This is a genomic window from Thioalkalivibrio halophilus, assembly GCF_001995255.1.
Classification (GTDB): domain Bacteria; phylum Pseudomonadota; class Gammaproteobacteria; order Ectothiorhodospirales; family Ectothiorhodospiraceae; genus Thioalkalivibrio; species Thioalkalivibrio halophilus.
Genome location: NZ_MUZR01000039.1, coordinates 1 through 11,484 on the forward strand (window position 1 = coordinate 1; position 11,484 = coordinate 11,484).

9 protein-coding genes and 1 riboswitch are annotated in these 11,484 nt (G+C 69.3%); of the genes, 4 read left to right on the forward strand and 5 right to left on the reverse strand.

Features of this window, described 5'->3' with window-relative positions; translation table 11 throughout:
* Positions 1–250: 250 nt before the first annotated feature.
* The 5 genes from B1A74_RS09590 to B1A74_RS09610 all read right to left on the reverse strand — a co-directional run bounded on the left by B1A74_RS09590 (position 251) and on the right by B1A74_RS09610 (position 7,012).
* Positions 251–3,382, reverse strand: coding sequence for an efflux RND transporter permease subunit (locus tag B1A74_RS09590; protein ID WP_077244500.1), 3,132 nt, complete (start codon positions 3,380–3,382; stop codon positions 251–253).
* The gene (locus tag B1A74_RS09595; protein WP_077244501.1) at positions 3,379–4,452 is read right to left on the reverse strand and encodes an efflux RND transporter periplasmic adaptor subunit; all 1,074 of its coding nucleotides are present in this window, start codon (positions 4,450–4,452) and stop codon (positions 3,379–3,381) included. The genes B1A74_RS09590 and B1A74_RS09595 overlap by 4 nt, the downstream gene beginning before the upstream one ends.
* Positions 4,453–4,533: 81 nt before the next feature.
* Positions 4,534–5,547, reverse strand: a complete 1,014-nt coding sequence (locus tag B1A74_RS09600; protein WP_077244502.1) for a glutathione S-transferase family protein — start codon at positions 5,545–5,547, stop codon at positions 4,534–4,536.
* 120 nt (positions 5,548–5,667) lie between these two features.
* Positions 5,668–6,303: a TMEM165/GDT1 family protein gene (locus B1A74_RS09605; protein WP_024329257.1), complete on the reverse strand. Its 636-nt coding sequence runs from the start codon at positions 6,301–6,303 to the stop codon at positions 5,668–5,670.
* A gap of 85 nt (positions 6,304–6,388) precedes the next feature.
* A riboswitch (yybP-ykoY riboswitch) is annotated at positions 6,389–6,521 on the reverse strand.
* 83 nt (positions 6,522–6,604) lie between these two features.
* Positions 6,605–7,012 (reverse strand): hypothetical protein, encoded by a 408-nt coding sequence (locus tag B1A74_RS09610; RefSeq protein WP_024329256.1) that lies wholly within the window; start codon positions 7,010–7,012, stop codon positions 6,605–6,607.
* Positions 7,013–7,163: 151 nt separating this feature from the next.
* On the opposite strand from B1A74_RS09610, the gene gshA reads away from it, so the two are divergent.
* The 4 genes from gshA (at position 7,164) to B1A74_RS09630 (ending at position 11,354) form a co-directional block, all read left to right on the forward strand.
* Complete coding sequence (gene gshA, locus B1A74_RS09615) at positions 7,164–8,750, forward strand: glutamate--cysteine ligase (RefSeq protein WP_024329255.1); 1,587 nt, start codon at positions 7,164–7,166, stop codon at positions 8,748–8,750.
* 75 nt (positions 8,751–8,825) lie between these two features.
* A complete protein-coding gene (locus B1A74_RS09620; protein ID WP_077244503.1) occupies positions 8,826–9,998 on the forward strand; it encodes a trans-sulfuration enzyme family protein in 1,173 nt (390 codons plus the stop codon).
* 106 nt (positions 9,999–10,104) lie between these two features.
* On the forward strand, positions 10,105–10,935 hold the full coding sequence (locus tag B1A74_RS09625) for a M90 family metallopeptidase (RefSeq protein WP_077244504.1): 831 nt from the start codon (positions 10,105–10,107) through the stop codon (positions 10,933–10,935).
* A gap of 50 nt (positions 10,936–10,985) precedes the next feature.
* On the forward strand, positions 10,986–11,354 hold the full coding sequence (locus B1A74_RS09630) for a flagellar basal body-associated FliL family protein (RefSeq protein WP_425274677.1): 369 nt from the start codon (positions 10,986–10,988) through the stop codon (positions 11,352–11,354).
* The last annotated feature ends 130 nt before the right edge of the window (positions 11,355–11,484 follow it).

Here is an 11,484-nt window from a genome sequence, read left to right on the forward strand (position 1 = left end):
CCTCCTACCGAACGGGCACCCATCGACACCCCTGTAGGAGGCGAGCCCCCTCGCCGATCAGCCCCAACCGGTGCCCCGACGACCGGGGGCCAGCCCACCGCCGACATCGGCCAGGGGGCTGGCCTCCTACCAACCGGGCACCCATCGACACCCCCCTTGTAGGAGGCGAGCCCCCTCGCCGATCAGGCCCGTCCGGTGCCTCGACGGCCGGGGCCGGCCTACCGCTGCCATCGGCCGGGGGGCCGGCCTCCTACGGGCGGGTTTCGCCGTCGACGTCCCGGACCTCCTCGTCCAGTGACTCCAGCCGCCGTGTGGTGGCCAGTGGGGAGGTCGTGCCGCGGGCGATCAGGTAGTAGGTGGCCGGGATCACGAACAGGGTGAACACGGTCGCGAACAGCACGCCGGAGAACACCGCCACCCCGATCACGAAACGGGTCTCCTCGCCCGGGCCGGAGGCCAGGATCAGCGGGATGGAGCCGGCCACGGTGGTCAGGGCGGTCATCAGCACCGGGCGCAGACGCAGGCGTCCGGCCTCGATGACGGCATCGCGGAACTCGCGGCCACGGTCGCGCAGCTGGTTGGCGAACTCCACGATCAGGATGCCGTTCTTCGCCGCCAGCCCGATCAGCATCACGATCCCGATCTGGCTGTAGATGTTCAGCGTCTGCCCGGTCAGGCTCAGACCCAGCAAGGCCCCCACCACGGCCAGGGGCACGGTCAGCATGATCACGAACGGGTGCACGAAACTCTCGAACTGCGCGGCGAGCACCAGGAACACCACCAGCAGCGCCAGCGCGAACACGAACAGGATCGCCTCCGAGCCCTCGCGCAGATCCAGCGACTGGCCCTTGTAGTCGATGCGGGCCTCCTCCGGCAGCACCCGTTCGGCCGCCGCATCCAGGACCTCCAGCGCCTCGCCCAGCGTCAGCTCGCCGCCCACGCCGCCCTGCAGGGTCACTGCCCGGCCGCGGTTGTAGCGCGACAGCGACGCCGGCCCGGCACGCTCCTCGTAGCGCACCACGCTGGACAGCGGCACCAGCTCGCCGGACTCGGCACGCAGATGGATGTTGTCGATGGCCTCGGTGGTGCGCCGCTGATCGGTCAGCCCCTCCAGAATCACGTCGTATTCCTCACCGCGGTCCTGCCAGCGGGTCACCGCCCGGCCACCCAGCAGGATGTCCAGCGTGCGGCCGATGTCGCGCATGGAGATGCCCAGGTCCCCGGCGCGGTCGCGGTCCACCGACACGCTCAGCTGCGGCTGGGTCGGCTCGTAGTCCAGACGCAGGTTGCGCAGGCCGTCCACGTCACGCACCTCGTCCAGCACCGCGTTGCCCCATTCTTCCAGGGTCTCGAAGTCGGGCCCGGAGATCACGAACTGCACCGGTGGCCCGGGCGCGCCAGTGCTGAGTCCCTGGCGCATCACCGCGCGCGCCTGCACGCCCGGCATCTCGCCGATGCTGTCCTCGATCCAGTTCATCACCTCGCGCCCGGAAGGTTCGCGGTCCTCCCAGTGCTCGAGGATCGCGATGACGAAGCCGTCGTTGACCGTCTCCACCCCGCCGAACCCGCGCGGGGTACGCACCAGCGCGCGCCGGATCGGCCCGCCTTCCTCGCTCATCAGCGGCTGCAGACGCTCTTCCACCTCGGCCATTTGCCGGCTCATGTAGTCGAAGCTCGCTCCCTCGGGCCCGTCCACCATCACGAAGAACGCGCCGCGATCTTCCTCCGGCGCGAATTCTTCGGGGAGGCTGTCGAACAGGTACCAGGCCCCGACCAGCACCCCGCCCAGCAGCGGGACCACCAGCCAGGACACGCGCAGCCCGCCGGAGAGCAGCTTCCCGTAGCCGGCCTCGATAGCGCCAAATACCCGGCCCACCATGCGCGCCGCGCCGGTCTCGTCGTCGCCCTTGTGCATCAGGCGCCCGGAGAGCACCGGCGCCAGGGTCAGCGCCACGATGCTGGAGAACACCACGGCGATCGCCATCGCGATCGCGAACTCGGAGAACAACCGCCCGACCATGCCATCGAGGAAGGCCAGCGGCACGAACACCGCCACCAGCACCGAGGTGGTGGCGACGATCGCGAAACCGACCTGACGTGCCCCGCGCCAGGCGGCCAGCAGGCCCGGCTCACCGCGCTCGATGCGCCGATGGATGTTCTCCAGCATCACGATGGCGTCGTCCACCACCAGCCCCACCGCCAGCACCAGGGCGAGCAGGGTCAGCAGGTTCACCGAGAAGCCGAACAGGTTGATGCCGATGAAGGCCGCGGTCAGAGCCACCGGGACGGTCACCGCCGGGATCAGCGTGGCGCGCCAGCTGCCCAGGAACAGGTAGATCACCGCGACCACCGCCAGCGTCGCCACCCCCAGGGTCACGTAGACCTCCTGCAACGCCCCTTCGATGAACACCGATTCATCGTAGGTCGGAACCAGCGAGGTCCCTTCCGGCAGGCTGCCTTCCAGATCGGCCGCCAGTGCCTTCACCGCACTGGCGACCTCCAGCACGTTGGCATTGGACTGGCGGATGATCCCCAGCCCGATCATGTCCTCGCCATTGCCGCGGAACTCGGTGCGCTCGGTATCCGCACCGATGTTGACCGAGGCCACGTCGCCCAGGCGTACCAGCTGACCGTCCTCGCCGCGGCGCAGGACCAGGTTCTCGAAGTCTCCGGGCGTGCGGTAGCTGCGGTCGATGCGCACACGGAACTCGCGCTCGTCGGAATCCAGCCGTCCGGCCGGCAGCTCGACGTTCTCCCGCTCCAGCGCATCCTGGATCTCCAGCACGGTCAGGTCGCGCGCTGCCAGCGCCTCGCGGTCGATCCAGATGCGCATCGCGTAGCTGCGCGCCCCGCCCAGCCGCACCAGAGCCACGCCGTCCACCACCGACAGTCGATCGACCAGATTGCGGTCGGCGTAGTCCGCCAGCTCCAGCGCGCTCATGCGGTCGCTGGAGAGGTTGAGCCAGAGGATGGGCGAGGAGTCGGAGTCGGCCTTGGTGATGCGTGGCGGCTCGACCTCGTCCGGCAGATTGCGCTGCGCCCGGCTGACCGCCTCGCGCACGTCGTTGGCGGCGGCGTCGATATCGCGGTCCAGACCGAACTCGACCGTGATGCGCGAGCGCCCGTCGTCGCTGGAGGACTGCATGTAGCGGATGCCCTCCACCCCGGCGATACGGTCCTCCAGGCGCTGGGTCACCTCGCGTTCGATGATCTCCGCGCTGCCGCCGGGATAGTTGGTATCCACCGTGACCACCGGCGGGTCGACGTCGGGGTATTCGCGCAGCGGCAGCTGATCCCAGGCGATCAGGCCGAAGGTCACCAGCAACAGGTTGAAGACGATCGCCAGTACCGGCCGGCGATTGGCGACATCCGAGAGGATCATCCGTCGTCTCCGGACTCCAGTACGCGCACGGTCGTGCCGTCACGCACCCGCGAGACGCCCTCGGAGACCACGGTGTCGCCGGGTTCGACGCCGTCCAGCACCTCCACCCAGCCGGGGGACCGCCGACCGACGCGGATCCGGTCGCGGCTGACCGTGTCGTCCTCCTGCAGGCGGAAGACGAAGTGCTGGTCGGCGGTCTGCACCACAGCGCCCTCGGGCACCGCCGGCGCCCGTTGCGGATCCAGCGCCAGGCGCACCGTGGCGAGCATGCCCGGGCGCAGGCGTTCGTCCGGGTTGTCGGCCACCGCGCGCACGTTCAGGGTGCGCGTGCCCGCGTCGATGCGATTGCTCACCGCGGTCACGTCGGCCGCGAAGTCGCCGGCCGCACTGTGCCCGGTGATCGGCATGCCCAGCTCGATGGAAGCGGCAAAGCGCTCCGGCACCGGGAAATCGAGGCGCACGGTGCGGATGTCGTCCAGCTCCACGAGGGCCGTGTCCGGCGAGACCATGGCCCCGGGGCTCACCTCGCGCAGGCCGAGGGTGCCGGTGAAGGGCGCCCGGATGGTGCGGTCCTCCACCTGCGCGGTGGCTGCGGCCAGGGCCGCCCGGGCCTCGGCCAGGCGCGAGGCCTGCTGGTCGACCTCCTGGCGGGTCACGATGCCGTCCTGTACCCGGTCACGCACCCGTGCCAGCTCGCGGCGGGCGTCTTCCACCCGCACCCGGGCCTCGTCACGGCGCGCCCGTTCCTCGTCCGCGCGCAGTCGCACCAGGACATCACCCGCGTCGACGCGCTCGCCGTCCTCGAACTCCAGTGATTCCACCCGGGCGGTCACCGGCGCACGCAGCGTGACCGACTCCCGCGCGGCGACCGTGCCCAGCGCCTCGATCACGGTCTCGAACTCGCGCGGCGCCACCTCGCTGACGCGCACCGGCGTGCGTTCGTCACGCTCGCCGGAGGCCGGCAGGGTCGCGCGCGCGGCCCCGGCATCGTCCTGCTGCTGCAGCCACCACGCCCCGCCCGCCGCCAGGGCAAGGACGAGGATGCCGCCGATGATCCCGCTTGCCTTCACCAATGGACTCCTTTCATCACGCCACCCGCCGGACGGGGCCGCCCGGCGGGCGGGTGCTTGTACATGACAAACCGACCCGGTTCATTCGCCCGGGTTCCGCAAGGCCTGCGGCAGGGCGCCCAGCGGCCGCCCGTGCGCGGCGTCGAGATCGATGACCGGCCCCTTCGGCACGATGCCCGACGGATTCAGCATCGGGTGCGAACCGTAATAGTGCGCCTTGATGTGGTCCATGCGCACGGTCTCGGCCACGCCCGGGCGCTGGTAGAGCATGCGCAGATAGGCGGACAGGTTCGGGAAATCCGTCAGCCGCTGGCGGTTGCACTTGAAGTGGCTGTAGTACACCGGATCGAAACGCAGCAGCGTGGTGAACAGTCGCCAGTCCGCCTCGGTCAGGCGTTCGCCGGCCAGGAACGGCTGGCGCGCGAGGCGCTGCTCCAGCCAGTCGAGGGTCTCGAACAAGCGGTCGAAGGCGGCATCATAGGCCTTCTGCGTGGTCGCGAAGCCGCAGCGATAGACCCCGTTGTTCACGTTCTCGTACACCCGCTCGTTGACCGCATGGATCTCCTCGCGCAGATCTTCCGGGTAAAAATCCAGGGTGTTACCGGTGATGTGATCGAAGGCGCTGTTGAACATGCGCACCAGATCCAGCGACTCGTTGTTGGCAATGCGGTCGCGTTCGGTATCGAACAGCACCGGAACGGTGACGATGCCGGTGTAGTGCGGATCGGTGCGGGTGTAGAGCTCGTGCATGTAACGCGAGCCGTGCACCCGGTCCCCGGTGCAGCCGTCGCAGTCATCGAATGACCAGCCGGCATCGCCCATGTAGTGGTGCACCACCGACAGCCCGATGTGCGGCTCCAGGCCCTTCAGCCTGCGCAGGATAAGCGCGCGATGGGCCCACGGACAGGCATACGACACGTACAGGTGATAGCGCCCGGAAGCCGCGGTGAAACCGCCCTCGCCCAGCGGGCCGGGGCTGCCGTCGGCGGTCACGTAGTTGCGGTACTGCTGATCCTGGCGCACGAAATCGCCGTTCTCGTCGGATTCCTCCTCCAGCCAGCCTTCGCGCAGCTCGCCGTTGATCAGCAGACTCATGGCCATTCCTCCGGAAGGTTCACCCGGATGATGATCCCATCGAGGCAATCGAATGAAAATCGCGGATTTTCGCGAAAACCCGACGACAAAAGCGAACGGTAGCGGCCCTCCTCGCCGGAATCACTCGGCGCTCCGGCCGGCGGCCTCCAGCAGGGCGCCGGAGAAGTCCGGCAGGCCGAGATCGGGCATCCATCCCAGCGCCTCCAGCAGGCTCCACAGACCGATCAGCAGGAACAGCGCCGCGGCGAACCAGCGCAGCGTGTGCACGGGCATGCGCTCGGCAAAGCGCCGCCCCAGCAGCAGCCCGGGCACGGTGATCAGCAGGATCCCCAGGGTCGCGCCCAGCACCACCGGCACCAGGCTGCCGGAGGCCCCGGCCAGCGCGACCACCGCCAGCTGGGTCTTGTCCGCCATCTCGAACAGGAAGAAGGTGGTCGCGGCGGTGAAGAACAGGCTGCGGGCGCAGGGGTTCTCCGGCACCCCGTCCCCGTCGTCCTCCGGGATCAGCACCCATACCGCCATCGCCAGGAACGCGATCGCGACCAGCCACAGGTGCCACTCGGTGTCGATCACCGAGAACAGCCAAACCCCGGCCACGGCCGACACCAGCTGGTTGGCGAACAGCCCGGCGGTCATGCCCCAGAACACCGGCCACAGGCGGTGACAGCGCAGCCCGAACAAGGCGGCCAGGAACATCGACCGGTCGCCGATCTCGGCCACGGCCACGGTCAACACGGAAAGAAGGAACAGCTCCATGACGGGCGATCCGGGCCGGGCGGGCGATGACCGGTGGCATCGACCTCCGCCGCCCGGCCATGAGCACGCCCGCCGCCGTTACGGCGGGCCGGAGATCCATGCCACAGGTCTCGTCGGGCCGGATGCGGCTGCCTGCGCCACGGCCCGTGCGGGCCAATGATGTTGACGCAGGCCCCCGTCGCCGAAGGACGGGGTGACTACTCCCCTGAGCTTCCTGACTTTAGGACAGCCGGGTGATGGCTGTCCATCAACGGCGTTAGCCGGTCCCTGGACGCCCCATGGTGCCGGAACGCGGGGGTCCTCAGCGGTAGAGTCGCACTGCCTGGCGCCGGCCCTCGACGCCCCGGTTGGCGCAGAAGGACTGGGTCTCGCCATCGGCGTAGCGCACTTCCATGTTGAAACCGGCTGCCGGCGGGTGGTTGAGTGCCACGTCGCGGCGCTCGCCGGGCCGGATGCGCCCTTCGCGCAACTCGCTCAGGCTCTGGTCGTGACTGAAGCTGAAATGGATGGCTTCGATCATCTCGTCGGTGTCGTTGTGCACCGTGACCAGCAGCATCCCTTCCGGTACCTCGGGGTCCGAGAGCCAGTGGACGCCCAGACCGCCAATGACCAGTCCGGCCAGGAACAGCAGGGTGGCCGGCGCGCGCAGGAAGTCGATGACGCGGTCGCTCAGGTCGCGCGGGTCGGTTTCGGGGGGTGGCTTGCTCATGCGGGTCTCCATGCTAACATCAGCCGTTTCTAATATACCGGCCGGGCGGCACGAAGAGAACCGCCACCGGTCGTCCGGTGACCGGCGAGGAACAATCCGGTATTTTCCGCGTCTTCATCCACCAAGTTCGATCCAGCAAGGCGGTCCGCACGTGGGAAGCGACGAACGCAATCTGCAGGCCCTGGTGGGGCGACTGGCGGAAATACTGCCCGCCGGCAGCCTGCACGGCCGCATCGGCCTGGAAAAGGAAACCCTGCGCGTGAGTCCGGAGGGCGGCCCGGCGCAGACGCCGCATCCGCCGGCGCTGGGGTCGGCTCTGACCCACCCCTACATCACCACGGACTATTCCGAGGCGCTGCTGGAGTTCGTGACCCCGCCGTTCGAGGATGTCCGCGAGACCCTCGGCTTCCTCCACGACCTGCAGGCGTTCGCGGCCGCCAGCGTGGGCGACGAGATCCTGTGGTCCACCTCCATGCCCTGCGTGACCGCCGACGACTCGGCGATCCCGGTGGCCGACTACGGACCCTCCAATGCCGGGCGCATGAAGACGGTTTATCGCCTGGGGCTGGGCCATCGCTACGGGCGCAAGATGCAGGTGATCGCCGGGGTGCATTTCAACTACTCCCCGCGCGAGGAGTTCTGGCCGGCGCTGGCCGAGGTGCTGGGCGAGACCGACACCCGCGAGTTCCGCGACGCGCGCATGATGGGCATGATCCGCAACCTGCTGCGCTTTGGCTGGATGGTGCCGTACCTGTTCGGTGCCTCGCCGGCCGTGTGCAACTCGTTTCTCGAAGGCCATGGCACCACGCTGGAGGACTTCGACGACGACACCAGCTACCTGCCGCATGCCACCAGCCTGCGCATGGGCGACATCGGCTACACCAACCGCAAGGAGGCGGACACCGGCATCAAGGCGGACTACAACACGCTGGCCGGGTACGTCGATTCGCTGCGCTGCGCGATCAACACCCCCAGCCCCGAATGGGAGGCGCTGGGGGTCAAGGTCGACGGCGAATACCGCCAGCTGAACGCCAACATCCTGCAGATCGAGAACGAATACTACTCCACCGTGCGGCCCAAACAGCCGCTGGAGCGCTTCGAAAAGCCCACCGACGCGCTGGAGGCGCGCGGGATCGAGTACGTGGAACTGCGCTCGGTGGACATCAACGCGCAGCACCCGCTCGGCGTGGACGAGACCCAGCTGCGCTTTCTCGAGACCTTTGCGCTGGCCTGCCTGCTGCAGCCCAGCCCCGCGTTCGGCCCGGGCGAGCTGGACGCGATCGACGCCAATCTGCTGCAGGTGGCGCACTATGGCCGGCGCCCCGGACTGGAACTCCAGCGTCCGCAGGGCGATACCGCGCTGGCGGGCTGGGCACGCGAACTGCTGGCGCTGATGCGCCCGGTGGCCGCCGTGCTCGACCAGGACCGCCCGGGCGACCCCTACCGCCGCGCTCTCAGCGAGCAGTGGGGCAAGGTCGAGCAGGCCGACCTGACCCCGTCGGCGCGCATGCTGGAAGACATGATGGCGCGCGAGGAGGGGTTCCACGTGCACGCCCGGCGCCTGTCGGCCCAGCACCGCGAGGCGTTCCGCTCCAACGGGCCGCTGCCGCGCGCCGACATGCTGGAGGCTCTGGCGCGCCAGAGCCTGGCCGAACAGGCCGAGATCGAGGCCGCCGACACCCTGGACTTCGATACCTTCCTGCAGCGCTATTTCGACGGCACCCTGCGCCACGCCTGACCGACGGTTAGAATGCCCCGGCGCGGCCAGGCGTGCCTGAGCCGAACCACACCCCTCGCGACCGGGAGCCTGTCGATGGCCGAATCCGACGACCGCCGCCTGTCCACCCGCTGCGTCCACGCCGGCGAGATCGGCGATGCCCATGGCAGCGCGCTGACGCCGATCTACCCGACGACCACCTTCAAGTACCGCTCCACCGCGGCAATCCTCGACGTGGTCGAAGGACGCTCCAGCGGGAGCCTGTACACCCGCTACGGCATGAATCCGACTATCCGCAGCGTGGAGTCCAAGCTCGCCAGTCTCGAGGGGGCCGAGGCCGCGCTGGTATTCAGCTCGGGCATGGCGGCGGAGACCGCGCTGTTCCTGGCCCTGGGCCGCGAGGGGGTCGTCTGCATCGGCGATGCCTACGGCGGGACCATGGAACTGCTCTCGGAGCAGCTGCCGCAACTCGGGATCCGCACGCAGTTCCTGCTGGGCGACGAGCTCGACCGTCTGGACGCCTGCCTGGAACAGGGTGCCGGACTGGTGTTCCTGGAGACCCCGACCAATCCGGCGCTGGAGGTGTTTCCGATCGGCAAAATCGCCGAGCGGGCGCACGCCCATGGCGCGCTGCTCGCGGTCGACAACACCTTTGCCTCACCGGTGAACCAGAACCCGCTGGCACTGGGGGCGGACCTGGTCAGCCACAGCGCCACCAAGTACCTTGGCGGGCATTCCGACCTGACCGCCGGGGCCCTGATGGGCTCGACGGAGAACATCGGGACCGTGGCTGGCTGGCGCAAGAACCTGGGCTCCACGCCCTCCCCGGAGACCTGCGCGCAGCTGGCCCGCAGCCTGCACACGCTGGTGGTGCGGGTCCGCCACCAGAACGCCTCGGCACGGGCCATCGCCGAGGCGATGCAGGGCCATCCGAAGGTCGCGCGCGTGCGCTACCCGGGCCTGCCGGAGGATCCCGGCCATGCGCTCGCGTGCGAGCAGATGCACGGCTTCGGCGGCATGCTGACCCTGGAGCTGGATGCCGACACTGACGGTACCAGCGCGGTGGTCGACCGCCTGCGCCTGTTCGCCATCGCGCCCAGTCTGGGCGGCACCGAGAGCCTGGTGACCCAGCCGGTCACCACCACCCATCACGGCGTGTCGCCGGAGGAACGCGAACGCCGCGGGATCACCGGCTCGATGGTGCGCCTGTCGGTCGGCCTGGAAGACCCGCAGGACCTGATCGACGACCTCTGCCAAGCCCTGGGGTAACACCGGGCAGCCACCCGCGTTTTCCCGTGCACTTCCCGGGGTGCGCTTTGCAGCGCCCGCGGGTTCTGGCAGTTTGGTCATTCATCCCTTCGGATCCGCATCCATCGTGAACCTGCCCCTGCCCCGACGCCTGGGAGACTGGCTGCGCAGCCTGGGCCGCCCGCCCCGGGCGGGCGACGGGCGGCGCGTGACCCTGGCAGACACCGAATGGACCGACCTGCGCCGGCGGGTCCCGTTCAGCCGCACCCTCACCGAAGAGGAGGCCACGCGCCTGCGCGAGCGCATCGAGGGCCTGCTGGGCAGCAAGGAGTTCGTCGGCATCGACCACGAGCCCGAACCCTGGCAGTGCCACGTGATCGCCGCCTACGCCGCCCTGCCGGTGCTGGAACTGGGTCTCGAGCCCTATCGTGACTGGCACACCGTGCTCATCTACCCCGACACCTTCGTGCCCGATCACGAATGGGTGGACGAGGACGGCATCGTGCACCGAGGGGCAATGCCCCAGGCCGGCGAGGCCTGGGAGCGGGGACCGGTGATCCTGTCGTGGAATGACGTCCTCGAGCACGGCGCGGTGGTGGTGCACGAGGTGACGCATATCCTGGACGGCGGCAACGGCGACGTGAACGGCTTCCCGCCGCTGCCGCGCGACCGCGACCCGGCCGCCTGGACCGCCGCCTTCAGCGAGGCCTGGGAATGGTTCAACGCCCGGGTCGACGCCCCGGGCGTGTCCGAGGAGGATCTGCCGCTGGATCCCTATGCCGCCACCGCGCCCGAGGAATTCCTCGCGGTGGCCGCCGAGGCCTTCTTCTTCGAGCCCGACCGCCTGCGGCGGGACCTGCCCGCGGTCTACGAGGAAATGGCGGGTTACTTCCGCCAGCAGCCCCATCGCCGCGCGGCGGCGGTCGCGACATCCATCCCCGAACCGAGACCGACATAATGCCCCGATCCATGAAACACCCCGTCCCCCGCACCGGACTCCCGGCCCTGATGCTGCTCGTATTGCTGGCGCTCGCGACCGGCCCGGCCACCGCGGAAGACGGCGATTCGCGCTACGTAACCCTGGACAGCCTGGTGGTCAACCTCGAGGACCCCGGCGCGGCCCGTTACCTGCAGACGAACATCCAGCTGGAGACCGCCTCGCAGGAAGACGCGGACCGGGTGCGCGACCACATGCCCGCGGTCCGCGACCGGCTGATCCACGTCATGGGCGGACGCGGCCCTGCTGAGGTACGCCGCAGTGACGGCCGCGAGGCGCTGCGCGACGAAGCGGTGGAGGAGCTGCGCGAGATCATGGAAGAGCTTACCGGCGCCCCGCTGATCGACGCCCTGTACTTCTCCAACTTCATCATCCAGTAGGAGGCCAGCCTCTGGCCGATCACGGCGCCGGACCCCATCGGCCGGAGGGCCGGCCTCCTACCGAACGGGCACCCATCCACACCCCCCCCCGCAGGAGGCCAGCCCCCTGGCCGATCACGGCGCCGTGATC

Coding starts and splice junctions, on each gene's coding strand:
- B1A74_RS09610 (WP_024329256.1), bottom strand. CDS start 7,012: ATGAGCAAGCCACCCCCCGAAACCGACCCGCGCGACCTGAGCGACCGC.
- B1A74_RS09590 (WP_077244500.1), bottom strand. CDS start 3,382: ATGATCCTCTCGGATGTCGCCAATCGCCGGCCGGTACTGGCGATCGTC.
- B1A74_RS09600 (WP_077244502.1), bottom strand. CDS start 5,547: ATGAGTCTGCTGATCAACGGCGAGCTGCGCGAAGGCTGGCTGGAGGAG.
- B1A74_RS09620 (WP_077244503.1), top strand. CDS start 8,826: ATGGCCGAATCCGACGACCGCCGCCTGTCCACCCGCTGCGTCCACGCC.
- B1A74_RS09630 (WP_425274677.1), top strand. CDS start 10,986: ATGCTGCTCGTATTGCTGGCGCTCGCGACCGGCCCGGCCACCGCGGAA.
- B1A74_RS09605 (WP_024329257.1), bottom strand. CDS start 6,303: ATGGAGCTGTTCCTTCTTTCCGTGTTGACCGTGGCCGTGGCCGAGATC.